This window comes from Bacillus sp. B1-b2 (assembly GCF_009183415.1).
GTDB lineage: Bacteria > Bacillota > Bacilli > Bacillales > Cytobacillaceae > Niallia.
Window position 1 is genome coordinate 39569 of record NZ_WEHU01000012.1, and the last position, 26524, is coordinate 66092.

Consider the following 26524-nt stretch of genomic DNA (forward strand, 5'->3'; position numbering starts at 1 on the left):
TATGGCAAGAATTAAAAGAGCTGTAAGTCTTTACAGTTATCAAGATGAATATGTACGTGGCAAATTAAATCTCGAAGATTGCATGAAGGAATTAAGTGAATTAGGGGTAGAAGGTGTAGAAATTATTAGTGATCAGATGTTGAAAAATGCACCTTTTGTTTCTGAGGAAGATATTAAAGATTTTAGACATTTAGTTCGAAAATACCAAGTAGACCCTGTATGTAATGATATATTCATTAACACAAATTTATATAAAAATCGAGAAAGAACGCAGAGTGAAAATCTAGATCAACTAAAAGATGAGATACGTTTAGCACATAAATTAGGCATAAAATTAATTCGTTTAGTTTCAGCTACTCCTGCAGATATTATAGAAGCTGCCATACCATTATGTGAAGAATTAGATGTAGCAATAGCTCAGGAAATCCACGCAGGAATGGGTTTTGATCATCCAAAGACAAAAGCATATATAGATATCATGCTGAAGTTGAAATCTCCTTATTGTGGTTTAGTTGTTGATACAGGTATCTTCTGCAAAAAACATCCGAGAGTATCAACTGCATTCTTTAAAGATCAAGGATTGTCGGAAGAAATTGCAGAATATATTGATTCCATTTTTGAAGCTGGATCAGATCCACGTGGGAAAAGCTCAGAAGACGTATTACCAGAGAATATTCGCCAAGCAATTAAGTCTGGAACAGATAGAATGTATTTATTATTCTCAGATGGCTATGAACAAAATGACTTCTCTGTCATGGATGAATACATGCCTTATATCTATCACTTTCATGGAAAGTTCTTTGAAATAATGGAAGATGGCACGGAATATTCCATTCCTTATAAGGAGTTAATTGACTACTTAAAAGCGAAGAATTATAACGGATATATAGCAAGTGAGTACGAAGGTGGACGTTTTGCTTTACCAGGAATAGAGGTAGATGCTGTATCTCAAGTACGCAAACATCAGGAATTATTAAAACAATGCATTGAAGGAGTTGAATAAGTCATGTTTGATAATTATGTGTTGAAAGATAATACTCTAAGTAATGTTGTGAAAGATGATGAAGTTATTGGTTATCAAGTGCAGACATTTATTACGTATTATCGAGGTATTCCATTATCCATGGTTCATGATATCCAAATTGAGTTGGACGATCAACCAGTAGAAAGAGAGAAAATTGCATTCTCTCCAGATGGAGAAACTTTCTTTACATTAGATGAAATGGAAACGGTAACTACTTATAAATGGGAGTATGGAGATCCAGGAACTATCTTTGTTAAACAACCAGGTGGTTTATCGGAAGGAAAACACAAAGTTAAACTTACACAAGTCTCTAGGGTGCCATATATTCCAGTACCATTCTCTGGAACAAGAACATTAGAAATGGAAGTCCTTAAATAAAAAGGAGCTGTAATTCATGTTATATGTTGGAATTATTGGTTACGGATTTATGGGGCATTGTCACAAAGATATGCTTAGCGAACTTGATTATGCCGAGGTAGTTGGTGTGTACGATATAGAAGCTAAACAGACAGAAGATATTCAAGAAGAGATTAAAGTTTTTGATTCATTAGAGGAATTGCTATCAAATTCATTAATAAATACAGTCATTATTGCTGTTCCTAACCATCTTCATTTAGAAATGGTAAAGAAAAGTGCTGAGTACGGGAAAGATATCATTTGTGAGAAACCTGCAGCAATGAATGTAGAAGAATTTGATCAAATGGTAGAAGTTACAAAAGAAGCGAATGTTCGATTTACTATTCATCACCAAAGGCGATGGGATAAAGATTATCAAACTGCTAAAAAGGTTTACAAAGAACAGGCTTTAGGAGATGTCTATACCATAAAGTCAACCCTCTATGGGTTTAATGGAAATATGCATGATTGGCATGTATTTCCTGAGTATGGTGGAGGGATGTTATATGATTGGGGCGTTCATCTAATTGATCAGTTACTAAATTTAGTTGATTCAGAGATTGTTTCCGTCTTTGCTGATATTAAGAATGTCATTAACAAAGACGTGGATGATTACTTCCATATCATAATTAAATTTGCTAATGGAATTACGGGTCAACTAGAGTTAGGTACCTATTATCTGTCTACAAAAGAGAAGTGGTTTGAGCGTCACTGGTTTATTGGTGGAGATAAAGGGAGCTTAAATATTGACGGATTCAATATAGAAGGAAATATCACTAGAACTTCTCAACTTCTAAAGAATGTACCTGGAAAAATTACCATGTCTTATGCAGGACCGACTCGCTCGTTTGGACCTCCTCCTGAAGGCCGTTTAGTAACTGAAGAATTACCAGAGGTACAAACCGAACATCGAATGTTCTTTGATAATTATTATCGAGCTTTTCAAGGGAAAGAAGAGTTAGAGATAAAACCTGAACAGATTAGAAAAGTTTTAAAAGTAATGGAACTGGCTAGAGAATCTGCACAAACAATGAAATCAGTAGAGTATTAGAAGGCTGACTCTTTTATTAAATAGAGGTACTTTTTATAATGAAGTTTCGATTTTGTAAAATAAGTGGCACTCAGATTATGAAAATAACTGGGTGCCATTTTGTATATCTAGTAGTCTAATAAAAACTATAGGAATGAATTTTATGAACAGATTAATTATTGCGTAATCTTTTTTAAACCCTGTAGCTGGTTCATTTATTTCCAGAGAAAATGAATAAATGGATATTACTACTAAGTGAAAAAGTAGGAAGTGATAGTAAGCAAGATGTATTAAAATGAAAGCGTAATCAAACTAGTGTCATCTACTTGATTACTTTATTAAGTATAAAAGTAATCAAGTACCGAATTCACATTCTAAAGGGGGATCATCAATATAATTATGTGCTTGGATACCAAAGAAAAAAGGTGAATAATTACAAGGGAAATAAAAGCGTTTTAGTATGCTTTAAATTCTAATCGGATGAAATGAGAGATGTAAAAGATAAGTGAATCTAAAAGAATTAATAAGGAGTGTTTTATAATGGATAATAAGGCAGAGATCATCTCAATACCAAAGACGCAAGTTAATGGCAAAAAAATGAGTCTGATAGAAAAAATGAGTTATGGCAGCGGTGATTTTGCTTCGAATATGATCTGGGGATTAGTGGGAAGTTTTTTATTATACTTTTATACAGATGTTACATTAGTACCGGTTGCAGCAGCAGGTACATTGCTACTTGTTACAAGAATTTTAGATGCAATCATAGATCCTGTTATTGGTGGATTTATTGATCGAACTAATTCGAAATGGGGCAGGACTAAGCCATATATTATTTTTGGGATACTACCTTTATGTTTTTTTTATGTATTAACGTTTACATCCTTTGATTTTTCAGATTCAGGCAAGATTATTTATGCATATATTACATTTATTATTACGGGGCTCTTATATTCTGTTGTAAACATTCCTTACGGCGCACTAATGCCTTTAATGACAAGAGATTCAAGTGAAAAAAACCAACTATCGAGTTTCCGAATGGGTGGTATGGCAATAGGAAATACATTAGTGGCAGCATGTACAATGCCATTGGTGGGAGCATTTGGCCAAGGTGACGAGCAAAGAGGTTTCTTCTTCACAGCAATTATTTATTCAATTTTAGGAATTATAGCTTTTACATTAATCATTAAAAACTGTAAAGAGCGATATGTGGAAGTTATAGCTCCATCTAAAGAGAAGCAAAGTTTAAGAAATACTTATAAAAGTGCTTTTAAAAATACTCCTTGGGTATCTACCATGTTGTTCTCATTATTACTATTTATTAAGATTGGCGCAGTTGTATCTATAACAATTTATTACTGTATACAAGTATTGGGTAATCCTGCAATGGTTTCAATTCTGTTGCCATTATTATATGTTTCAATGTTGGTATCAGCTGCCATAACAACACCTGTTCTGAATAAATTTGGACATAGAAAAGGTAATATTCTAACACTAGGAATCTTTATTGCTGGAATGTGCATACTGCCGTTTTTCTCTAGCCAAACAGCCATTTTTGTAACCGTTTACTTCATAGTTAATGTATTCAATGGAATAGGTGCAGGATCGGTTTTTGGAATGACAGCAGACTCTGTAGACTATAATGAGTGGAAGTTTGGTATGCGTTCTGAAGGAACCTTATATGCTGGTTACAGCTTTGCTACTAAAGTTGGAATGGCAATTGGTGGAGCTGTAGTTGGATATTTATTGGCTCTTGTTGGATATAATGCAGAGAATGTAAGTGGATTTGCTAAAAGCTCTATTAATTTTAGTTACTTCTTTATTCCTATTTTGATAAGTATCCTGCAAATCATCGCTATTTCATTTTATAAGCTGGATAGCATTCATAAGGATATCGTTGCAGAATTAGAAGAGAAAAGGATACAATCTTAACCGGTATAACTTTTTGAGTAATTATAAGATCAAATACCTTCATTAGAAGGGGCTTGTTGTATTTAAGAAAATTCACTAGTACTTATTGTAGAAATTATATCTTGCCTTCTTAAATTTATGGTGCAGATAATGATATCATAAGATCCTTCTTTTTTGGAAAACTAAAATTGGAGGTGAGTACAATGGCAAAAACAAAAGCAGATCCATCAACAATTGGTTTAAATTCATCTCAAGTAGAAGGACAAGGGACTACTACAAGAGAGACAGGTAGTAAGAAGGAAGATTCTTCAAGAAATAAACAAAAACGTTCTTAGTATGAAAGAAAACAGGTGGAGATTTCACAATCCACCTGTTTTTTTGAGTCATTTTTTGCATAATTACTAAAAAAACCTAGAGATGTATTCTAACGGGTTCCGTTGAGAGAGGGAAAACCTTAAATCCCACCCCACTTAGCAGCAGAAATAACGATGTAAATAGCACTATATTTAACAGTAAAAAACCCAGAGTACTAATGACTCTGGGTTTTTATGTCTTTAATAACTTCTTATTCCGTTAAAGTCCCCGCTAGTTGAACATCAATTACGGCATAGAAGTAACCGCTAAATGTATTAAACCTGTTACTATAAGCAAAAACACCATAAAGGATGTTGAATATAACATAAGTTTCCTCATAATCTCTTTTTCTTTTATCTTCTTAAAAGCAATAAAACCTAACAAAATCGATATCAACCATACCATTACTCCCCACAGAGAAAATAAATATGGTGAATTTGCTACCCAAAATACGGTAACGAGTAAGTAAAAAAGCATCAAAGTCCAAACTAATCCTTTCATCTCTCTCTCCCCAATATGAAATTTTAAATTTCCACTCTTGTTGAATAATCCTCCCCTTTAATGGAATATCCTTTATTTACAATTGTATCACACAATTCCTCAATAGAAGCTGATATCCACAAGAACAGGATGCGGATTGACAAGTCATTTAACACCCTAATTAGCACCTCATTTTTTAGCTGTACAATAATTATTGTACGCTTGTTAATTAAGGTGCTATTTGAGGTGCTTATTCACCCCGAAATTGTATAAAAACATTGATATAACAACAAATAAAGCAGGTCTAATTCTTCTGCGAATTAGCCTGCTATTTATAATGCTATTTGCTATTTTCTCTCCCTAAACGGAACCCCTTAGATGTATTCCATGTGTTTTTATATACTCTCTCTTTCTTTGATGATATATTGGAAAAAATAATATAAGAGACGTTATTGAATATGTCATGATGATTATAATTATATTGAAAGGAGAGCGAAAATGAAACTAAGTGTTCTAGATCAATCTGTCATTAGCATGGGGGCATCTGCTCAAGAAACTTTACAAAATACAGTCAAATTGGCACAAATAACAGAGGAGCTTGGCTATGTTCGTTTTTGGGTGGCAGAGCACCATAATACAGACGGAATAGCGGGTACATCACCTGAAATTCTTATTGCTCATATAGCCTCTAAAACAAGCAAAATAAAAATAGGATCTGGCGGAGTATTATTGCCACAATATAGTCCATATAAGGTAGCTGAAAATTTCAAGCTATTAGAAGCTTTATTCCCAGGTAGAATTAACTTAGGAATAGGCAGATCTCCAGGAGGAAATGCAGAAACCCGTTTGGCACTAACTGATGGGCTTCGTAAAAGCCTGAATGAGTTTCCAAGACAATTAAAGGATTTGCAAGGCTATTTGCATAATAATCAAGAAACGAATGAAGTGATAGCCTATCCAATAACAAATACAGTTCCAGACGTTTGGTTACTTGGTGTTACCCATAGAGGTGCAAGGGTAGCAGCAGAAAATGGAACTGCTTTTACATTCGGTCATTTTATTGCTCCAGCAAATGGGAAGAGAGCTATAGAATATTATTATGAGCATTTCCAAGCTTCTCAAACATTAAATAAGCCTAGAGCAAATATCTGTATCTTTATTATTTGTGCAGAAACAATGGAGAAGGCAGAAGAACTCGCGCTGAGTCAGGATCTGTGGTTGTTAGCTATTTCAAAGGGAAAAAGCACAAAGATACTTAGTACAGAAGATGCAAAGAAAACTATACTTATAGAACAAGATCATAAAATAATAAAAGAGAATAGAAAAAGAATGATCGTAGGAACAAAGCAAAAAGTAAAAGCGGATTTAATGCACCTTAGTGAGTATTATCAGACAGATGAATTTATGGTTATCACAAATGTATACTCGTTTGAAGATAAAATACAAAGTTATAGATTATTGGCAGAGCTATTTTAATCAAAATATAAGTGGTTTTGGTAGTAAGGCTTGGTAAATGTTTAGAATAGTTTTCATTCATTTGTTTAAAATAAGAAATAAAAATAATATCTTAATGCTGAAAGGAGTTCAAAAATGAATGAAAATAGTAACATTCTTCTTACTTCATCAGAGATAGCGTCTATTTGGACTTCCTACTTAAACAATAGTATGTCCATTCAAATACTAAGGTATTTTCAACATAATGTGGAGGATATAGCAATAAAGCAAATTATTGAGTTAGCGCTAGATATTTCTACTAATCACCTTGAAAAGTTAACAAACTTGTTTCAAAGTGAGAATATCCCTATTCCAAATGGATTTACAGAAAGTGATGTTAATATTCAAGCTGGACGGCTTTATACAGACCCCTTTATGCTTACCTATTTAAATCATATGTCTAAAGCCGGAATGCTTGGCTATAGTGGTTTTCTATCTATGACTGCTAGAAAAGATGTAAGAACTATTTTTAAGAAGGCACTTCATCATACAGTAGATTTGTTTGAGGACAGTTCCGAAGTATTACTTGAAAAGGGAATGTTCATTCGCTCTCCATATATTGATTATCCAAAGGAGACAGATTATGTTGATAGCAAAAGCTACTTGAGTGGATTAAACCCATTTTCAACTAAACGTCCACTCAATACGGTAGAGTTAAGCCATTTACATATGAATATCCAAAACAATTTAATAGGGGCCAAGTTAAGTACTAGCTTTGGTCAATCTTCTCCAAGAAAAGAAGTCCAACAATTAATGATACAAGGAAAAGATATCTCAGAGAAGCATACAAAAATATTTACTTCTACTTTAATTGATAATGATACACAATCACCAATATCAGCGGATGTTTCTATTACTAATTCAACAGATCAGGTTTTTTCGGATAGATTAATTATCTTTCATCAAGGTTTTTTAACTGCAGCAGGTACAGGAAATTATGCAGCCGCTGCAGCTGCTAGTCAAAGAAGTGATCTAATAGTAAATTATGAACGCCTATCTTTAGAAATTGCACAATATGCAAAGGACATAGCTTATTTAATGATTAAAAACGAATGGCTTGAACAGCCACCTGGAACAATGGATAAAGATCGGTTAATAAAAGAGAAGAAACAATTATAAATGGAGATAAAATAGACGGGTAAGTTGTTTCATGCTTGCTTGTTTTTGTTTGCGATAAGAGAACTCATGCTTTTCAACCAATAGAAGCATGAGTTTAGATATTTATAAGGCTCTTTCTGAGCAATGGAAGATGACGTCATTCTAATAGGGACATCATTATTTTATAATTTTTGTAATTGTGAATGCGCTTCCAAGTTGATAAGATAATGTACATAGAGAGTATAGAAAAGAGGTGAATGGCTTACGTGAGTGACTACATGCACGAACGTCATACAAGAATACTCGAAATATTAAGAAAGGAGAAACGATATGTAACGGCTAAAGAGTTAGCTAAGATGGTTTATGTTTCCCCGAAAACGATTTATCGAGATATGCAGCAAATATCGGAAATGCTTTTAACAAATTGTCGGTTAGTAAAAAGAGAAAACCAAGGTTATTATCTAGAATCAAATAGTGAAACTGACACCCTCGAAACATATACATTTGATTGCACGGAAGAAAGACGTTTAAATTTAATGTTATTCCTGCTTTCCATTGCACCTTGTAAAACCTCTATTCAAAAGATTTCAGAAAGATATTTTGTTAGTCAAAGCTCCATTCTTCATGATTTTAATTATATTGATAAGATTCTGAAAAACTATCACTTGAAGCTACAAAAAAATAGTGACGGTACTTATATTAAAGGTGATCAACTTTCTATTCATCGTCTCATGGCCATCATCATTGAATGTTATTTAACCCAAATTGGTGATCCCTTTCGTCAATACGACATTCCAGAGCACTTCAAAGGAATACAAGTGAAAAATAATAAGCTATATGAAATAAAAAGAATATTACACGAGATTCAAATTAAGCATGATATGAGTTTAGATCAGCCTTATTATTTAACACTATTCTGTTCCCTTCTTTCTATGATAGAAAAACATGGAATGAAACATCGTCTTCTTATAAAAGATGTCATGATATATGAAGAGATGGATCAAAGTAGTCCCATCTTCAAAATAACAAAAGATATCGTCAGAAAAATGGAAGTTTTATATAACATGAAGTTAATAGAAGAAGATATTCATACTCTTTACTATATTTTAAAGGCTTTTAAATTAAATTCACGTTTCTTGTTAAATGAAGATACAGAGGCGTATATGCGTAAGGATGTAACTAACTTGGCAAGAGCCTTGGTCACTAGAGTGACAGAAAACAGTGGATATCGTTTTGTAGAGGATAGTGAATTATTAGAACGCTTAACTTTGCATATGCATGCGATGGTTTACCGTATAAGCCATGAAATATATATTATAAATCCAATATTAAAATCGATTAAAGCTAATTTTAGTTATATATTTGAGTTTATTAAAACAAGTGCACAAGAATTAAAAGAAGAAGGGCTGGTCAATAGAGATTTTACAGACGAAGAAATTGGCTATATAACCCTTTATTTTCAAATATCATATGATGATAGATTTGCTAATCAAATACCAATTTTAATTGAGTGTACAAGTGGAATAGGATCTTCTCATCTTCTAAGTGAGAAAATCAGACGTAATTTCCCTAATATCCATATTAAGAAAATTATTGCTCAGCAGCGTATTAAAAAGTCTGATTATGAGGATGTTGAGTTAGTTATTTCAACTGTTAAAAGACACAGTATTATTGATAAACCTACTATTCTTGTGAGCCCCATTCTAAATCACGAGGATAAGTATAAAATTGATCAGTTTATTCGGGAGTACTATAATCAATAGTTTTTATTCAATACAATACAAATTAATAACAATAAGGAGTTAAGGTGATGGAGATAAGCATGGAAAATTTAGATTTTAGTAAGGTTATTTCAAAAGAATTGATTGAATTAAACTTACAGGCAACAACTAAAACAGAAGTAATTGAAGAATTAACAAAAATACTTTTTGTAAACGGTTGCATTTCTGACGAAGAAGGTTTTATACGGGATGTTATGTTTCGTGAAAATGAAGGAGTAACTGGGCTAGAAAAGGGGATTGCCATACCTCATGGAAAATCGGAGTATGTGTTAAAAACTTCCATAGTGATAGGTAGGACAAATACCAAGGTAGAATGGGAATCGTTAGATGGAGAACCAATAAATCTTATTATCTTATTTGCAGTAAAAGACTCTGACAAAACAACTACCCATATTAAGCTACTTCAGAAAGTAGCGATTCTTCTTGCTGATGAAGAAATCATGGAAAAATTTCAGACACTCCAAACAAAAGAAGCATTTTTAGAAGTACTTTCTATAAATGGTTAAAAAATACTATCTAAATCTACTGAAGGCTTATCAAATGAAACGGGGGATTAGAATATGAATATTGTAGGAATCTCAGCTTGTACATCAGGAATTGCTCATACGTATATTGCCAGAGAAAAATTAATCAAGGCTGGTCAGGAATTAGGTCATAAAGTTCGAATTGAAACACAAGGTACTATTGGAATTGAAAATGAACTAACAAAGGAAGAAATTAAAGAAGCAGATTTAGTCATTATTGCTGCTGATATTAAAATAAGTGGTAAAGAACGCTTTAAAGGGAAGAAGATTGTCGAGATTCCAACTCATATTGCCATTAAAGCACCGAAGCAACTGTATCAAAAGATTGAAGCTGAATTAAAAAAACAGTGAGGAGGTCTTATACATGTTAAAAAAACTTCAGATAAAAAGACATGCATTAACTGCCATTAGTTTTATGTTACCGCTTGTAGTAGCTTCTGGTTTATTAATCGCAATTGGAAATCTAACTGGTGGTACTGTTATCGAAAATTATAAAGAATCCTTTGATATTCCATCAGCTCTTGTCTCATTGGGAGTCCTTGGAATGGGATTACTAGCTCCTGTCATCTCTGCGGCGATCGCTTATTCTATAGCAGATCGCCCTGGTATCGCACCAGGATTATTAATGGGCTTAATTGCGAATGCAATAGGTGCTGGATTTTTAGGCGGTATGTTAGGTGGATTCATAGTTGGTTATTTTGTCTTATTCTTAAGAAAAAATTTAAAAGTACCAAAGTGGGCAGAAGGATTAATGCCAATGATGATTATTCCTTTAATCTCGAGTTTAGTTATTGGATTACTTATGTTTTTCGTGCTAGGAGTACCGATAGTTTGGGCTACAGATGGATTAACTTCTTTCTTAACAAGTATGCAGGGTTCCATGCGATTTGTTTTTGGAGCAATTTTAGGTGGGATGGCAGCCTTTGACTTTGGGGGACCTGTAAACAAGGTGGCATCCCTTTTTGCAGATGGACTTTTATTAGAAGGAATTTATGAACCAGAGGCTGTAAAAATATTGGCATCCATGGTTCCTCCCTTTGGTGTCGCAATCTCTTGGGGGCTTTCTAAGCTATTCCGAAAGAAAAGATATACAAAATCAGAAGAGGATAATATTAAAATTGCATTACCAATGGGTGTTTGTATGATTACGGAAGGTGTTATTCCCATTGCAGCTGTAGACATTGTGAGAGTAGTAACGTCTTGTACATTAGGTGCTGCTATAGGTGGAGGATTTTCGATGATGTGGGGAGTAGGTTCACCTGTTCCTTCTGGTGGAATGTTTATTGTCCCAGCAATGACAAACCCATTATTATTCTGTGTTGCTTTATTGATTGGCTCTTTGATTACAGGTCTGATGTTGTTTTTATGGAAAAAGGAGCCAGCTGCTGAAATAGATCAGTCTTCAATGGAAGAAGAGGAAGTAGATTTATCAGATGTTAAGATTTCCTTTTGATAGGGAGATGGCTTGGAGTAGAGATAAACATACAGCAATAAAAGGAGGGTCTAATAATGTATGTTTCTATGAAGGGAATGCTGGAGCGCGCTAATAAAGGTAAATATGCCATTATGGCCATAAATTGCTTTAACTTGGAAACAGCTAAAGCGGTTATTGCAGCAGCTCAGGAATTAAGGTCACCTATTATCATTGATTTACTACAGGATCATTTAATACAGCATTTAGGAAGTGAATTATTAACACAGCCTATTATTAGAATGGCAAATGCAGCAAGTGTAGAAGTTGCCGTGAATTTAGACCATGGAAAAGATGTTGGGTTTGTTAAGCGCTGTTTACGAGATGGATTTTCTAGTGTAATGATGGATGCTTCTGCTTACCCAATAGAAGAAAATATCGCGATTACCAAGAAGATGGTTGAATTTGCACAAGTTTTTGATGCTAGTGTGGAAGGCGAAATAGGAAGTATTGGTTCTATTTCTTCTAACCATATGACAGAAGATGAGATGTATACAAATCCAGACTTAGCTATTCGATACGCAAAGGAGTCAGGTATTGATGCATTAGCAATCTCCTATGGATCTAGCCACGGTAATTATCCAGATGGGTATGTACCACCTTTTCGTTTCGATATTTTAGAAAAAATAAAAAAGGAAACAGGTATGCCTATAGTTTTACATGGAGGATCAGGATCCGGGGAAGAAAATATTAAGAAATCCGTTGAACTAGGTATTAATAAAATAAATGTTGGTTCTGATTTTATGAAAGCGCAAGCAAATAGTGTAAGAGAAAACTTAAATAATAATCAACTTGACTACTTTGACATCATTCATCGAAGTATGGAAGCTGGTAAAGAAATAGTAAAGTATTATATTCGTTTAGCTGGATCAGAAGGTAAATCCTTATAATAATAGATGAAAAGAGGAGATTTTATGTTATTAAATATGAAGCAATTATTAGAAGTAGCGAAAGAGCATCAATTTGCTGTGGGAGCCTTTAATGTAGCAGATAGTAATTTTCTAAGAGTAGTAGTGGAAGAAGCAGAAAATAATAACTCACCTGCCATTATTGCTGTTCATCCAACAGAATTAGAATTTGTGAAAGATGATTTCTTTTCCTATGTACTAACAAGAATAAAAAATAGCCATGTACCATTTGTATTACATTTGGATCATGGTGGAAGTTTAGCAGATATTATGCGTGCTATTCATGTTGGGTTTAGCTCTGTAATGATTGATGGATCTCTCCTTTCATTAGAAGAAAATATTAAACTAACAAAACAGATTGTTGAAATAAGTCATCCGTTAGGTGTCTCTGTTGAAGGAGAATTAGGAACGATTGGAAATACAGGAACATCAGTCGAAGGCGGGGTATCAGAAGTAATCTATACAAGACCAGAGGATGCAAGTGAATTTGTAGAAAAAACAGGTGTTGATACATTGGCTGTTGCTATTGGAACCTGTCATGGCATTTATCCAAAAGATATGAAGCCAGAGTTAAGAATGGATATTCTCAAAGACATTAAGTCTAGAGTCGATATCCCATTAGTCCTACATGGTGGATCTGCTAATCCAGACGAGGAAATTGCAGAAGCAGTACAAATCGGTATCCAAAAAGTAAATATTTCATCCGATTATAAACATGCATTTTACAAAAAGTGCCGAGAAATTTTAGCAGAAACTGAATTATGGGATCCAAATGCTATCTACCCTGCCTGTATTGATGCAGCAAAAGAAGTGGTGAAATATAAAATGAAATTATTCCAATCAGTTGGAAAAGCAGCTGTCTATCAGAGTGAGAATGTATTAGCATGGAGAGAGGATAAATTGTAAACGTGAAAGCATTATTTATAGAAAAAGAGAGAACCCTAGGCTAATGCCTAGGGTTTCAAAAGGCTTATAGCGAGGTAGTAAAAAAACCTCCCTATGGTGCAAAGTAATTTTTTGTTCGCTATATTCACAATTTATAAAAATAGGCGGAGAATTTCCGGTTAAATACAAAAAAGTGCTCAATTTGTAGGAAATAAGGGAATAAATTCCGGTTAAGTACAAAAAATCATCCGATTTCCTATGTTTTTAGAAAATAGCCGGAATATCTCCGGTTAATGGAACTACTTTTCCACATAGGGAACGAAATAGCCGGAATTCCTCCGCTTATTTAACTTTTTGGAATCTACTGGACTCAAGATGTAAGCTGGAATACGGTAATAGAAGAAGATAAACATTATAGCTGTATGGAATGTATGGATTCATTTACAGGGGAAGAAGGAAAGCTAGAAAAACGCATAAACAGTTGGCATTTGGGATCTGACTAGTAGAAGCTGTACCTTCAGTAGCTCTTTAGGATTTAATCAAGTAACAAAGAAAGACTTTTAGTCGCAGAGCAAACCACTCATCCCCACAGGTGGTACTTATTTTACAAGTATTCTATAAAAATATCATGATTTAGATTGGAGAGGGCATATCAGCCAATGATACACCCGAACTATTAGGCAATAAGGCTAATAGTTCGGGTTTTTTGTTTTGTTTTTCTTACTATTTCAAAAATCTTCTGGAATGATTCCTTCAGGTTAGTTGTAGGCAAGGGCACACAGTGGCCCCTAGAAAATTTATTTCCTACATTAGAATAAGATTCTTCAAATATTTAAAAATGAAGTTAGATTTATACCATTAATATTATTACAAAGTCTGGCATAATAAACTAATATGTTAATGAAAATATGATAAACCTACATAAGTATTTTAAGCGTTTACATTTTTGCAAAGTAAACTTGCAAAAACATATACTAAACTTCTATCAATTAGGAAACTATAATGAAATTATGAAAGGGGTTACTCTTCATGAAGGAAAGAACAAAGCTAGTTTTAAAAAGGTTTCTAACGGCAAATACCTATTTAACATTTCAAGATTTAAGTGAAGAATTTCATATTAGTGAGCGTACTTTACGAAATGAATTAGGCTTGATAAATGATTACCTTTCCAATAATAGCTACCCTCTTGTTTCTACTAAGAGAGGAATTGGAATGAAACTACCGATACCTATTCATGATGGAGAGCATTTATTAGCCCAGCTTAATGGTGAGAAAGAGCGAGATTATTTCCTACCTGAAGAACGTTTTCTAGCATTAATATTAAATATCGCAGAGTCTTCCAAGGTCACATTGTTATACGAAATGGAAGAAGTATTACAAGTTTCTAAAAGTACGTTAGACGATGATATGAGAAAACTGCGCCAATATCTAGATAAATACGCAGTGAATGTGGTCAGCCTTACCAAACAAGGAATTGTCTTTCAAGGAGAGGAAAGATCCATTCGTTCTATGTTATTTGATGTGATCAACTCTATGACAGTTATGGAGAATCTAATGTCGGGAAAAGATCAAATTAGTGAATTGTCCTACTCTGAACGGATGGTGGTCAACTATCTAGGAGAAGAAACAATTAGGAGACTTCATGAGCTTTATGAGGAGCATTTGAAAAATTTCAGACCGGATATGAATGATGTTTATCGAAATCAACTTACTCTACTGTTAGCTGTTTGGGTTAAAAGAGTAAGAGATGGAAACACAGTGAGTGAAGTGGCAAAGATAAGAAGAGAGCTGAATGAAGGAGAAGTACGACATTATATAGATGAAGTTTGTAAGGCAATTGATCTATATCCCTCCTTAAATGAAATTAAATACATCACGTTCACTGTAGAAGCATTTCATTCTAAGGATATGAACAATTCCTTAGATTGGGTTTCAGCACAATTATTAACCATTCAGCTAATAGCCCATGTAGAGAAAAAAACGGGAATTCCTTTTTCGTTAGAGGAAGAGGATTTATATGAAGGCTTGTATAGACACATTATTGGCTTATTAAGTCGAGCAAAGCATCAGGTAAAAGCATTTAATCCTCTGAAAAATACAATAAGAGATTCCTATCCTGCTATATATCAGGCAGTAGCTAGCTTTAGTAGACATATAGAGGAGTATACCAAAAAGACACTCTCTAATGATGAAGTTGCCTTTTTAACGATTTACTTTTCAACTTCTACTAGTCGAATGAAGCAAGATGAACAATATGTTTACCAAGCAGTGGTTGTATGTAATCACGGTATTTCAACTGGAAGGTTGCTTGCTGCAAATCTAAAGGAGCAATTCAATATAGAAATAGTGGCTGTTTTAAGCTCATATGAATTAAATTTTATAGGAAAATTAGATGTGGATTTAATATTCACAACCATTCCTATTGAACAACAAAGGAAACCAATGCTTTTACTAAATCCAATTCTTAGAGATAGTGATAAAAAAGAAAATAAAGCTTTCCTAAAAGAAAATGAGACTAAGCGCAGAATAGTGTCATCTGAATTAGATGCAACGAAGCTATTGCAAGATATATTAAGCCTAATGGGAACTAGTAATGGCAAAGTGACAAAGGAAAGCTACTTAAGTTTAGTAAATACATTTAAAGAACACCGCTTGAAAATTAATACAAGGGAGATACAGCCAATGTTACAGGATGTCCTAAAGGATACAAATATCTTACTTCATCAACACTGTAAAGATTGGAAGGAGGTGATTCGAAGAGTCGCGTCACCGTTAGTCTCTGAAGGTTCCATAGGGGAGAATTATGTTCAGGCAATGATTAAGTCTGTAGAAGAATATGGACCATATATCGTAATAGGAAAGAACTTAGCTTTAGCACATGCAAGACCAGAAGATGGGGTTCATAAGTTAGGAGTCAGTGTAATGACCTTAAAAGAGCCTGTACATTTTGGTAATGAAGAAAATGATCCTGTTAAAATCGTATTTTGCTTAGCAGCAGTAGATTCTTACTCACACTTAAATATTATGAGAAGCTTAGTAGAGTTAATCAATGATGGAGATAAAGTGAATAAATTATTGAGACTAGAAGATTTGAAAGCGTTTAAAAAAGAACTATTGAATATCGAATGAAATTAAACTTTTAATAAATTGATAGATGGTATAAAAATTAAATACTAATTAAAGGGGAGTGCAATAAATGAAAAAGCTTAATATATTGTTTGTTTGTGGTGCAGGATTAGGGAGCAGCTTTGCTTGTCAAATGGCGGCAGAGGATGTTCTAAATAAATTAGGAGTGGATGCAAAGCTTGATCATAGTGATATATCATCAGCAGCTGCAGCGAAACCAGATGTTATTATCACAGCACAAAATTTTGAAACACAATTTCAGAAATTCTCCATTGATCCAAAACATACAAGAATTATTTATTTGAAAAACATTGTATCTAAACAGGAAATAGAAGAAAAAATCACTCCATTTTTACAGGAAAAAGGGTTAATTGCTTAATTATAAAGATAAGGTGAGGGATTTCGATGAGTGTTGTAAACTTTATCATTCAAAATATCTTAACACAAGCATCTATAACAGTTGCCTTGATTGCTATGCTAGGACTAATTCTTCAAAGAAAGTCAGTAGGTCATGTTATTTCAGGGTCATTAAAGACTTTACTTGGGTTTATGGTTTTGTCTGCAGGTTCAAGCATTATCGTTGGTAGCTTAGTTTACTTTGGCGAAATATTTAGTGAAGGATTCAATATGCAGGGAATCATTCCTTCTATCGAAGCTATTAATGGTCAGGCGATGAATGAATTAGGATTAGGGCGTGACATTGCGTTAACCTTCTTAGCTATCTTTGTTTTTAATATCCTTATTGCAAGATTCACGAGATGGAAATATATCTTCCTAACAGGTCAGGCAATTCTCTGGATGGCTACGATGACTACTGTATTCGGATATTTTGCAGGATTAAGAGGTATTGTACTGATCTTAGTAGGTGGTTTAATTGGAGGTATCTTTGCTGTAGCGATGCCGGCTATTGCACAGCCATTTGTTAGAAAAATTACTGGAATGGATGAAATTGCTCTTGGGCATTTCTGCACAATTGGTTATGTATTTGAAGCAGGTGTAGCAAAAGTATTTGGAGAAAAAGGCGAAAAGAAAAAATCAGTAGAAGACTTAAAACTACCAGCTCAATTAGAATTCTTGCAAGATACGTATCTATCTTTAATGACCGTTATGGTTCCACTTTTTATCATTACAGCAATTTTTGCAGGAGAAGATTTCGGTTCTACTTTTTCAGGTGAAACAAACTACATTATGTATGCATTCTTGCAATCTATTCAATTCGTTGTAGGTGTTTATGTGTTGTTAGCTGGTGTTCGCTTACTTTTAGGAGAAATTGTTCCAGCATTCAGAGGTATTGCAATGCGATTAGTTCCAGATGCAAAACCAGCATTAGATTGTCCCGTTTTATTCCCATATAGCCCTAATGCAGTAATCGTAGGTTTTATCACAACAACTATTGGTTCTATTATCGCTATGTTTGTACTTCCAGTCTTTGGATTAGCCATGATTCTACCAGGTATTTTAACTGCATTTTTTGCAGGAGGTACAGCAGGGATCTTTGGTAACTTAACAGGTGGACGTCGAGGAGCCATTATAGGGGGTATCTTTCACGGATTCTTCATTACATTATTACCAGCACTATTAGTTACAATCTTTAATTCCATGGGCTTTGTTAATGCAACAGCAACAGATGTAGATACAGTAACAGTAGCTCTTTTATACGCTTGGCTTATTGGTCCGTTGATGAAAGCATTTTAACTATATCTTAGTAGAAAGGAAGGATTGTGATGCTTTGGTTTAAGAAAAAGAAAGAGAAAGAAGCTCCAGAAAAGATTCAAGAGCAAGTTTTAACAGAAGAGAGAAAAGAAGAATTGCTACAGTTTATTTCCACTAAAACCACGGAGGCTACTACCTTAGTAGAAGTGGAGAAAGCAAAGGCTTTCGAAGAGATTGGTTTAGCTTATGATGAACTAGAAGAAGAGAATGAGGCCATTCTTGCTTTTGAAAAAAGCTTAGAAGTAAAAAAATCAATTGGTGCTAGCTATAAAACGTTATTAAAGCTGTATAACAAGAAACGAACAGAGGCTCTTAAAGCTAATGATCAGGATACTTTACAAGTTTACTTAAAGAAAATGGATGAATTAATGCAAATTTCAAAAGATGTCACTCGTGGTGCGAGATAGGAACAAATATAAAGGAGGAAAAGTGAGTATGTATACTACATTAAAAGAAGTAACAACTAAAGCAGAAGCATTAAATTATACAGTAGGTGCCTTTAATGCGCATAATTTGGAGATGCTTCCAGATATGATTCGAGCAGCAAAAGAAAAGGGAGCACCGATTATAATTCAAACAAGTATTGATACAGCGAAGTATATTGGCCATGAAAATCTTGTGGCAGTTTGTAAATCAATGGCAGAAAAAGAGATGGTGGATGTAGTGCTCCATCTAGATCATGCTAGAGACTTTAATGATATTAAAGAGGCAATCGATAAGGGATATACTTCCGTTATGTTTGATGGCTCTCACTTACCTTTTAAAGAAAATATCATGAAAACAAGAGCAGTTGTAGAATATGCACATAGGCATGGTGTCTCTGTAGAAGGAGAACTCGGTACAATTGGTGGAACAGAGGAAGGAATTCATGTAGAAGAAAGTGACAAAGTTTATACAGATCCGAAAGATGCACTTGCCTTTGTGCAAGCTACTGGTGTAGATGCACTTGCCATTGCCATTGGTACAAATCATGGACAATATAAGTCCAAAACAGAAGTAAATATCCCTCTATTAAAAGAAATTGATGCAATCGTAGATGTACCATTAGTTATTCATGGTGGTACTGGGGTTAATGAGAGGGATATCGGAGAATTAATTGATAATGGTATTCGAAAATTCAACGTGGGAACAGAGTTACTAGTAACGTGGACGAAAACAGCTAAACAGAAATTTGAAGAAACGAAAGAAAATAAATCCTTAAGACATAATATTATCCCTTGTAATGAAGCAGTAAAGGAAATAGTGAAGCATAAAATCGATATCTTTATGAATAAAGAAGGCAAGATTAATAGTTTAGTATAAAAGCATTTCACCATTTTAAGTAAAAATAGAAAGAGAGTGCATGGGATGAGGATGGACTCTCTTTCTTTGGTAATGGGGTGATATTTTGGATAGAGTCTTAATTCTATTAGCGGGTTTTCCAGGTACAGGAAAAAGTTTTCTTGGTTCTATTATTAAGAAAAAACTCGGAATTCTAACAGTTATTTCTCCAGATGAAATAAAAGAAGATTTCTTTGATTATTATGGCTTTCGTAATTTAGACGAAAAGGAAGAACTAATCAATCTAGCTTGGGAAAAATTTTATGATGTTTTGGAATCTCAAATGGTAATGGGGAATAATGTCATTTTGGATTATCCTTTCAGTGACAAGCAAAAACCTAGTATCTCAAGAATGAGTGAAATGTATCATTATCAAGTTATTACTATTCGGTTGATAGCAGATTTAGATGTACTTTTTGAAAGGCAAAAGAATCGTGATTTAGATACAAGTAGACATTTAAGTCACATAGTGAAATCGTATAAAAAAGGTGATAACCTCGAGCATCGTAAAGACGCCGATAATCTATTAACTTACGAAGAATTTATGAGAAGGTGCACAACTAGAGGGTATGATACTTTTGAGTTAGGAGTACTGTTTGAAGTAGATGTGACAGACTATGCAACAGTGGATTATGCTTCATTATTGAATGAAGTTAGTATGTCTATAGGGGATAGAGGTTAGAGTTATACTGATGAGAAGGTAACGTCAGGAGAAAGTATAATAATAGAAGAAAAAGTCAATTGGTGACAACCAACTGACTTTTTCCTTTCATATATTAGATAGCGGTATATCCACCATCAACAAACAAAGTAGTTCCTGTTACGAAATCATTTTCTGCTAAAAATACTACTGCATGTGCAATTTCTTCTGGGTTTCCTAAGCGACCAATAGGATGCTTAGCTACTAAGCCATCATAGAAATCACCTAATGCTTCTTTACTAACCATACCAGATTCAATAAATCCAGGAGCAACAGCATTTACACGAATATTACGATCGCCATATTCGATTGCTACTGATTTAGTGATTTGGTTTACAGCTCCTTTACTTGCTGCGTAAGGAATAGAGGTTGGCTCCCCAACAGATCCTAAAATAGAAGAAGTGTTAATGATTACACCGCCACCTGTTTTTAACATTTCACGAAGCGCATATTTCACACCGTAGAATACTCCGTCTTGGTTTACTGCGATAACACGTTTATATTCTTCTGTAGTTAACTCGTGAGTAGGAGTTTGTACCCCAATACCTGCATTATTGAAGATAACATCTAATTGACCAAAAGTATCAACAGCTGTTTTTACTAGATTTTCAACAGATTGCTCATCTGCTACATTTGTAGTAACAAATAAAACGTTTTTATAATTTTTCTTTAACTCTTGTTCTACTACTTTTCCTGCAGCTTCATTGTAATCCGCAATAACAACCTTTGCCCCTTTATCTAGAAATGCTTTTGCTGTTGCTAAGCCAATACCAGAAGCTCCCCCTGTTACAATTGCAACCTGACCTTGTAAGTTTGCCATGAATAATTCCTCCCATTATGTTTCTTTTTATATGTCGATTTTGTGAACAATCCTATTTTATTTCTATTATCGAAACTTGTCAATTAAAGAGTTTTGATATTAGAATATTTTTTTTACTAGGCTATTCTATTTTTTATGAGCAATAGCAATAAGATAGTTACTACTTAGATAGATTACGGGAGGGGTTTTGGTGAAAGTGTTAAGCTCTTATAGCCAATGTATGTTAATTTAAGCAATATTAAGTCATAGTTTTAAAGGAAAACAGTAGCTATTCTAAAAAGCATAAAAAAAGAGGTACCCTATATTTTATCGGTACCTCTTTTTTTCGCTTTTTATTGAGCCGTAAATCCACCATCAATTGGAACAACTGCTCCATTAATATACTTAGCTTCTCCGTTTAATAAGAAAACTACTAATTCTGCGACTTCTTCAGATTGACCAAGTCGTCGTTGTGGAATACCAGCCTCTACAAGTTTAAAGTTTTCTGGATTTTTCTCACGATATTCCTTTACCATTGGAGTTTCTGTTGTACCTGGTGCAATGGCATTAATTTGGATGCCTTCTCTAGCATATTCTGCTGCAATTGTTTTGGTTATACCAACAATTCCGTGCTTTGTAGCGGAATAAGAGCCAACTGTTTCTTGCCCTACTAAACCTGCAGTAGAGGAAGTATTTACAATCGAACCTCCACCGTTTTTTAACATTACTTCTAATACATATTTAAGTCCATATAAAGCACCAGATAAATTAATAGAGAGAACCTGATCAATTTCTTCTATTGTGTTTTCTGCAAATCGCTTTCCAGGTCCAGATATCCCTGCATTATTATAGAACATATCTATTGTTCCAAATGCTTCTACTGTCTGATCTACATAATTCTTCACTTGCTCAGCCTTACTAACATCAGCTTTTACAAAAATGGCTTTTGCTCCTAATTCTTCTACTAGACGTACTGTTTCTTTACCGGCTTGCTCCGAAACATCGACAATGGTGCTATTAACACCTGCTTTAGCTAGCTTAATGGCAACTGCTCTGCCAAGGCCATTTCCTCCGCCTGTAATGATGGCTACTTTACTACTCATGATTTTTTCTCCTCCTTTGTTTCACTAGTTATATATATGTACATTTCTAATGGTAGAAAAGAATGAATTTTTAATCAAGTTAAACAACTTGAGAATATTTTTTAGTAGAAAGGTTAATCTACAAGTGAATTCTATATTTGTGTCTAAATTTTGTCTGGAGATAGTCTATTGTAAACGTTTTATAATAGTGTTCAAAATATAGACATAATTATGTGATGTATTTTACAAGATAGAATATATAATTAACCTGTAACCAATAATATTACAAATTTTAAGGAGTGACATTTGTCATGGCACCATGGAATCAAGTTTATGATCCAATGAACAATATCTGGGTTTCCGCAATAATTGCCGCAATACCAATTATCTTTTTTATTCTAATGCTTACTGTCTTTAAACTAAAAGGATATATTGCTGGTGCATATAGTATTATTGTTGCTGCTCTTGTTGCAATCCTTTTTTACAAAATGCCAGTAGTTTTAGTAGCAATGTCAGCATTCTATGGAATGGTTGCTGGTATTTGGCCAGTTGCATCCATCGTATTTGCAGCTATCTTCCTTTATAAAATTACCGTTAAAACAGGCAAATTTGCTATCATTGAAAATTCTATTTCTTTTATTACATCAGATCAACGTTTACAAGTTTTAATAGTTGCTTTCTCCTTTGGAGCTTTTCTAGAAGGAGCAGCAGGATTTGGAGCTCCAGTTGCTATTACAGCTGCGATCTTAGTAGGTTTAGGATTTAAACCCTTATATGCAGCTAGTCTTTGTTTAATCGCAAATATTGCTGGTGGATCATTCGGAGCAATGGGGATACCAGTTACAGTACCTGCATTACTAACTGGACTTGATGGTCTTCTAGTTGGTAGATATACAGCATTAGTTATACCAGTTCTTAGTATCGTTGTAGCATTCTTATTAATCTTTATCATTGATGGAATGAATGGAATTAAACAAACATTCCCAGCTATTCTAGTAAGTAGTATATCCTTTGCAATCACTCAAGCAGCTGTACTTTATTTCATAGGCGCAGCTTTAGCAGATATCTTTGCAGCTATTGTTAGTTTAATAGCTCTTGCAGTATTTCTACAATTTTGGCAACCAAAAGAAATCTATCGTATTAATAAAGAAAAAGTAGAATCTAAAAGCATTAAATATTCTCTTGGCACCATTGCACATGCATGGTTACCATTCATTTTTTTAACAATTATAGTGACACTATTTAACTTAAATTTTGTGAAAAACTTATTTATTGTTGGCCGTCCTTTAGAAAAACTAGTGTTCTTATTACCAATACCGTTTTTAAATAACAATGTCATAAAACTAGCACCAATTGTACCTGAGGCAACACCATATGCTGCTGTGTTTAAACTAGATTTATTTTCATCTACAACAACAGCAATTGTAATTACTATTATATTTGCTTGTATCTTATTTAAATCTAGTAAATCTTTAATAGGTGAGACATTTAAGGAAACAGGTAAAGAATTATTATCACCAGTATTAACTATCTGTAGTGTTCTAGCATTTGCTTATATTTGTACGTATTCTGGCATGTCTTCAACACTTGGACTAGCTTTTGCGTCAACAGGTTCTATCTTCCCATTATTCTCACCAATCTTAGGATGGTTAGGGGTATTCCTAACAGGATCTGTAGTAAACAGTGGTTCTTTATTTGCTCCATTACAATCCGTTACAGCTTCTCAAATTGGAATTGTACCAGAATCAATGGTTGCTGTGAATGTAATGGGAGGAACAATGGCTAAAATGATTTCTCCACAATCGATTGCTGTAGCAGCTGCTGCGGTGGGATTAGCTGGGCAAGAAAGTAAATTGTTTAGCATCACTATTAAATACAGTCTTATTCTCTTAGTTCTAATTGGAATAATTAGCTGGATGTTATTTTAAGATAACAATCTCTATCTAAAATGATTTTATAACTAAATCTGCAAAAAATATAAAAAAACAAACAGAGGAGAAATTTAAAATGAAAAAACAAAATATTAATCGCGTAGTATTAATTGGAACTGGAGCAGTTGGATGTAGTTATGCTTATTCTTTCATTAATCAAGGGGTAGCAGAAGAATTAGTTTTAATAGATGTGAACGAAAGAAGAGCAGAAGGAGAAGCAATGGATTTAAATCACGGTGCACCTTTCGCACCATCTCCTGTTAAAGTATGGAGTGGAAATTATGAAGATTGTGGACTAGCTGATTTAGTTGTTATTACTGCAGGACTCCCACAAAAACCAGGTGAAACTCGCTTAGATTTAGTGGCGAAAAATACAGCTATCTTTAAAGATATAGTTAAAAGTGTAATGGATAGTGGATTCAATGGTATCTTCTTAATTGCAACGAATCCAGTTGATATCTTAACATATGTTACTTGGAAAGAATCTGGACTTCCAAAAGAAAGAGTTATTGGTTCAGGTACTACATTAGATACAGCGCGTTTCCGTTATATGCTTGGTGAGTACTTCGATGTAGATACTCGTAATGTGCATACAGCTATTATTGGAGAGCATGGTGACACAGAATTACCTGTATGGAGCCGTACTACAATTGGCTTAGAAAGTATGGAAGCATTATTAAATAAAAATGAGAAATATAGCCAAAAAGATTTAGATGATATCTTTATTCAAACACGCGACGCAGCTTATCATATTATTGATCGTAAAGGTGCTACCTATTATGGAATTGGAATGTCTCTAGTAAGAATTACAAAAGCTATACTAGGGAATGAGAATGCTATTCTTCCAGTCTCTGTGTACTTAGATGGAGAATATGGACAAAGTGATGTTTTCATAGGTGCCCCAGCAGTTGTCAATAGAGATGGTATTCGTGAAGTAATGGAAGTTCCACTTACAGAAAAAGAGCAACAACAATTTGCTCATTCTGTAAAAGTTTTGAAAGAGACAATGGGAGCATAAGGATATAAATGTAGAAAGAGAAAACGTTAGTCCTCTTTGAAGGAACTAACGTTTTTTTTCATTTTATACAGGAATTAACAAGTTTGAAAGCGAAATTTACATTAAGTCATCAGTTCAATTATTTGGAAACTTATCCTAGATGATTTTTAGATACATACAAAATTGAATAGTAGCATGAAATTTTACATGCATATCCAGAAAGGCTGGTCTTAAGTGCTGACCATTGAACATGTTTCTTATCATTTATTAGTTACGGTACTGCCTTTGGTTTGTTATCTTTTGTTTGTTAGGGAGAATCAGAATTTTAGGAGCCAAATTTGCTCTAAATTCTTTGTGGCTTTGAGTATTATGCTCATACTAACCATGCTAAATCCCATCCGCATAACAGATAGCTATCAATTTGATTTTAAAGTAATTCCAATAATAATTGGCTTTTTTTACGGAGGAACGAGAGTTGGTATCGCGTTAATTATGATCTTACTGTGTTTCCACTTTTCTTACTCTATGCATTTTCTTATTACAATGTTAAATTACTCCATTGCTTCCACCATAATGATATATCTAACTAAAAGTTGGATGCGCTTTCTTTGAAAGGAAAACTCTTTCTACTAGCCTGCGTTTATTGGTTTATTACAATCACTAGAGTAGTATATCTTTTATATTCTGAAAGGATAGAACAGGTTTATTTATTGTTTTTTTATGTAACTTTATCAACAGCTACAATAGCCATTGTTGTATATATTATAAATTATTATGATTGGCAACTAGACAATCAAATGCAATTACAAGCAGCAGAAAGATTAAATACAGTAAGTCAACTTGCTGCTTCTGTAGCCCATGAGGTCAGAAACCCGATGACATCTGTTAAAGGCTTCTTGCAATTAATGAGAACGGACACGAACCTTTCAGAAAGGCAATTGAAATTTATGGAAATATCGTTAGGGGAGCTAAGTCGTACAGAAGATATTATTAATGATTACTTATCCTTGGCAAAACCATTAACTAAAGAGGAACACGAATATTTAAATATAACGTCAGAATTAAAAAAGATAAAAGATATTATGGAATCTTATACATATACACATAATATACAAATTGAGGCAACTATTGAAGAAGGTCTTGTCTCATTAGGAAGAAAAAATGAATTTAGACAAGCATTAATCAACATAATGAAAAATAGCGTAGAAGCCATGCAAGAATCGGGTATGTTACTAATAGCAGCCTATAAGAAATCAGATAAGGTGTATATAAAAATCTGTGATAATGGAATAGGGATGACAGAAAAACAGGTGAAGCAATTAGGGACTCCTTATTATTCCACTAAAGATAAAGGAACGGGTGTTGGGTTGACCTTAACCTATCGAATTATTCGTGAAATGAAAGGTGAAATAAAAGTAGAAAGCCATGTGGGAATTGGAACTACTTTTCTATTAATCCTAAACTATTGCCAGCCAGAGTGAACGCATTTAGAGTTTTTAAAAA

Annotated in this window: 26 protein-coding genes; 23 read left to right on the forward strand and 3 right to left on the reverse strand. The window is 33.9% G+C overall.

The features are described 5' to 3' along the window. The first annotated feature begins 1 nt into the window (after position 1). From F9279_RS13190 to F9279_RS13210, 5 genes are all read left to right on the forward strand, one after another. On the forward strand, positions 2 to 1003 hold the full coding sequence (locus F9279_RS13190) for a sugar phosphate isomerase/epimerase family protein (RefSeq protein WP_152113735.1): 1002 nt from the start codon (positions 2 to 4) through the stop codon (positions 1001 to 1003). A 3-nt stretch (positions 1004 to 1006) separates the two neighbouring features. Beyond that, positions 1007 to 1402 (forward strand): DUF6379 domain-containing protein, encoded by a 396-nt coding sequence (locus F9279_RS13195; protein ID WP_152113737.1) that lies wholly within the window; start codon positions 1007 to 1009, stop codon positions 1400 to 1402. 16 nt (positions 1403 to 1418) lie between these two features. After that, a complete protein-coding gene (locus tag F9279_RS13200) occupies positions 1419 to 2471 on the forward strand; it encodes a Gfo/Idh/MocA family protein (RefSeq protein WP_152113739.1) in 1053 nt (350 codons plus the stop codon). 519 nt (positions 2472 to 2990) lie between these two features. Further along, the gene (locus F9279_RS13205; protein WP_152113741.1) at positions 2991 to 4379 is read left to right on the forward strand and encodes an MFS transporter; all 1389 of its coding nucleotides are present in this window, start codon (positions 2991 to 2993) and stop codon (positions 4377 to 4379) included. Between the two features lie 182 nt (positions 4380 to 4561). Beyond that, a complete protein-coding gene (locus F9279_RS13210; protein ID WP_152113743.1) occupies positions 4562 to 4693 on the forward strand; it encodes a YuzL family protein in 132 nt (43 codons plus the stop codon). A gap of 265 nt (positions 4694 to 4958) precedes the next feature. On the opposite strand, the gene F9279_RS13215 is transcribed toward F9279_RS13210, so the two are convergent. Continuing rightward, positions 4959 to 5213 (reverse strand): hypothetical protein, encoded by a 255-nt coding sequence (locus tag F9279_RS13215; protein ID WP_152113745.1) that lies wholly within the window; start codon positions 5211 to 5213, stop codon positions 4959 to 4961. 477 nt (positions 5214 to 5690) lie between these two features. Here F9279_RS13215 and F9279_RS13220 point away from each other — a divergent pair, with 477 nt between their 5' ends. The 14 genes from F9279_RS13220 to F9279_RS13285 all read left to right on the forward strand — a co-directional run bounded on the left by F9279_RS13220 (position 5691) and on the right by F9279_RS13285 (position 20194). After that, positions 5691 to 6668: an LLM class flavin-dependent oxidoreductase gene (locus F9279_RS13220; protein WP_152113747.1), complete on the forward strand. Its 978-nt coding sequence runs from the start codon at positions 5691 to 5693 to the stop codon at positions 6666 to 6668. Between the two features lie 114 nt (positions 6669 to 6782). Further along, on the forward strand, positions 6783 to 7805 hold the full coding sequence (locus tag F9279_RS13225) for a DUF3231 family protein (protein WP_152113749.1): 1023 nt from the start codon (positions 6783 to 6785) through the stop codon (positions 7803 to 7805). A 245-nt stretch (positions 7806 to 8050) separates the two neighbouring features. After that, positions 8051 to 9547 (forward strand): BglG family transcription antiterminator, encoded by a 1497-nt coding sequence (locus F9279_RS13230; protein WP_193224564.1) that lies wholly within the window; start codon positions 8051 to 8053, stop codon positions 9545 to 9547. A gap of 53 nt (positions 9548 to 9600) precedes the next feature. After that, positions 9601 to 10071 (forward strand): PTS sugar transporter subunit IIA, encoded by a 471-nt coding sequence (locus tag F9279_RS13235; protein WP_152113924.1) that lies wholly within the window; start codon positions 9601 to 9603, stop codon positions 10069 to 10071. A gap of 54 nt (positions 10072 to 10125) precedes the next feature. Beyond that, complete coding sequence (locus F9279_RS13240) at positions 10126 to 10440, forward strand: PTS fructose transporter subunit IIB (RefSeq protein WP_152113753.1); 315 nt, start codon at positions 10126 to 10128, stop codon at positions 10438 to 10440. Between the two features lie 13 nt (positions 10441 to 10453). Next, a complete protein-coding gene (locus F9279_RS13245) occupies positions 10454 to 11542 on the forward strand; it encodes a PTS fructose transporter subunit IIC (protein ID WP_152113755.1) in 1089 nt (362 codons plus the stop codon). Positions 11543 to 11598: 56 nt separating this feature from the next. After that, on the forward strand, positions 11599 to 12450 hold the full coding sequence (locus tag F9279_RS13250; protein WP_152113757.1) for a class II fructose-bisphosphate aldolase: 852 nt from the start codon (positions 11599 to 11601) through the stop codon (positions 12448 to 12450). A gap of 24 nt (positions 12451 to 12474) precedes the next feature. Continuing rightward, positions 12475 to 13374, forward strand: coding sequence for a ketose-bisphosphate aldolase (locus F9279_RS13255; protein WP_152113760.1), 900 nt, complete (start codon positions 12475 to 12477; stop codon positions 13372 to 13374). A gap of 1008 nt (positions 13375 to 14382) precedes the next feature. Further along, complete coding sequence (locus F9279_RS13260; protein WP_152113762.1) at positions 14383 to 16482, forward strand: BglG family transcription antiterminator; 2100 nt, start codon at positions 14383 to 14385, stop codon at positions 16480 to 16482. Positions 16483 to 16549: 67 nt separating this feature from the next. Next, complete coding sequence (locus F9279_RS13265; RefSeq protein WP_152113763.1) at positions 16550 to 16858, forward strand: PTS sugar transporter subunit IIB; 309 nt, start codon at positions 16550 to 16552, stop codon at positions 16856 to 16858. 26 nt (positions 16859 to 16884) lie between these two features. Continuing rightward, positions 16885 to 18174 (forward strand): PTS sugar transporter subunit IIC, encoded by a 1290-nt coding sequence (locus F9279_RS13270; protein ID WP_152113765.1) that lies wholly within the window; start codon positions 16885 to 16887, stop codon positions 18172 to 18174. A 29-nt stretch (positions 18175 to 18203) separates the two neighbouring features. Next, positions 18204 to 18599, forward strand: coding sequence for a hypothetical protein (locus F9279_RS13275; RefSeq protein ID WP_152113767.1), 396 nt, complete (start codon positions 18204 to 18206; stop codon positions 18597 to 18599). 28 nt (positions 18600 to 18627) lie between these two features. Next, entirely contained in the window at positions 18628 to 19494 is an 867-nt protein-coding gene (locus F9279_RS13280; RefSeq protein WP_152113769.1) for a class II fructose-bisphosphate aldolase, read from the forward strand. A gap of 85 nt (positions 19495 to 19579) precedes the next feature. Next, the gene (locus F9279_RS13285) at positions 19580 to 20194 is read left to right on the forward strand and encodes an AAA family ATPase (protein ID WP_152113772.1); all 615 of its coding nucleotides are present in this window, start codon (positions 19580 to 19582) and stop codon (positions 20192 to 20194) included. A 94-nt stretch (positions 20195 to 20288) separates the two neighbouring features. Here the strand turns inward: F9279_RS13285 and F9279_RS13290 are convergent, their stop codons facing one another. Then, positions 20289 to 21032: an SDR family NAD(P)-dependent oxidoreductase gene (locus F9279_RS13290; RefSeq protein ID WP_152113774.1), complete on the reverse strand. Its 744-nt coding sequence runs from the start codon at positions 21030 to 21032 to the stop codon at positions 20289 to 20291. 332 nt (positions 21033 to 21364) lie between these two features. Continuing rightward, positions 21365 to 22114 (reverse strand): SDR family NAD(P)-dependent oxidoreductase, encoded by a 750-nt coding sequence (locus tag F9279_RS13295; RefSeq protein WP_152113776.1) that lies wholly within the window; start codon positions 22112 to 22114, stop codon positions 21365 to 21367. A gap of 290 nt (positions 22115 to 22404) precedes the next feature. On the opposite strand from F9279_RS13295, the gene F9279_RS13300 reads away from it, so the two are divergent. The 4 genes from F9279_RS13300 (at position 22405) to F9279_RS13315 (ending at position 26502) form a co-directional block, all read left to right on the forward strand. Next, on the forward strand, positions 22405 to 24021 hold the full coding sequence (locus tag F9279_RS13300) for a lactate permease LctP family transporter (protein WP_152113778.1): 1617 nt from the start codon (positions 22405 to 22407) through the stop codon (positions 24019 to 24021). 79 nt (positions 24022 to 24100) lie between these two features. Then, positions 24101 to 25042 carry an L-lactate dehydrogenase gene (locus F9279_RS13305; RefSeq protein ID WP_152113780.1) on the forward strand — a complete coding sequence of 314 codons (942 nt, stop codon included), beginning with the start codon at positions 24101 to 24103 and terminating at the stop codon, positions 25040 to 25042. 213 nt (positions 25043 to 25255) lie between these two features. After that, on the forward strand, positions 25256 to 25633 hold the full coding sequence (locus F9279_RS26260) for a LytS/YhcK type 5TM receptor domain-containing protein (protein ID WP_152113782.1): 378 nt from the start codon (positions 25256 to 25258) through the stop codon (positions 25631 to 25633). Continuing rightward, positions 25630 to 26502 (forward strand): ATP-binding protein, encoded by an 873-nt coding sequence (locus tag F9279_RS13315; protein ID WP_152113784.1) that lies wholly within the window; start codon positions 25630 to 25632, stop codon positions 26500 to 26502. Before F9279_RS26260 ends, F9279_RS13315 begins: the two co-directional genes overlap by 4 nt. Positions 26503 to 26524: the final 22 nt, after the last annotated feature.